This is a genomic window from Mesorhizobium sp. PL10 (assembly GCF_053714315.1).
This window is the reverse complement of record NZ_JBSKBR010000205.1, coordinates 1-419: the sequence shown is the minus strand read 5'-3', so window position 1 is coordinate 419 and position 419 is coordinate 1. Positions and strand designations below refer to the sequence as shown.

The following is a 419-nucleotide window of genomic DNA, read 5'->3' as shown; positions in this document are numbered from 1 at the left end:
TCGCTGAACAGGCGGCGAAACTTGAGAGCCAAGAAGCCGAAGTCAGCAAGCGCGACTCCATCATCGGGCTTCTGCGCGCGCAGCTGGAACTGCTGCGCCATCGGCAGCATGGCGCTTCTTCGGAAAAGATCGACCGGAAGATCGAGCAATTCGAACTGATGCTGGAGGAGATCGAGGCCTCTCGTGCCGAGGCTGAGATACGCTCTGGGCAAGCTCCTTTGCCGGAATTGGACGACGCGCCGGATAAGCCGAAGCGCAAGCCATTGCCCGATGGTCTTCCCACCGAAGAGCTGGTCTATGCGGCGCCCTGCAATTGCCCGACCTGTGGTGGCACATCCTTCCTGAAGGCGGCTGACAAGGTGGTCCAGGTGATGGAGCACGTGCCGGCGTCCGTCAAGATTGTCCGCCACGTCGAAAAG

Annotated in this window: 1 protein-coding gene; it reads left to right on the top strand. The window is 60.6% G+C overall.

The window, feature by feature from the left end:
• Window positions 1-419: IS66 family transposase (locus ACWGTO_RS33870; RefSeq protein ID WP_454579004.1), on the top strand; the 419-nt coding region annotated here is incomplete at both ends.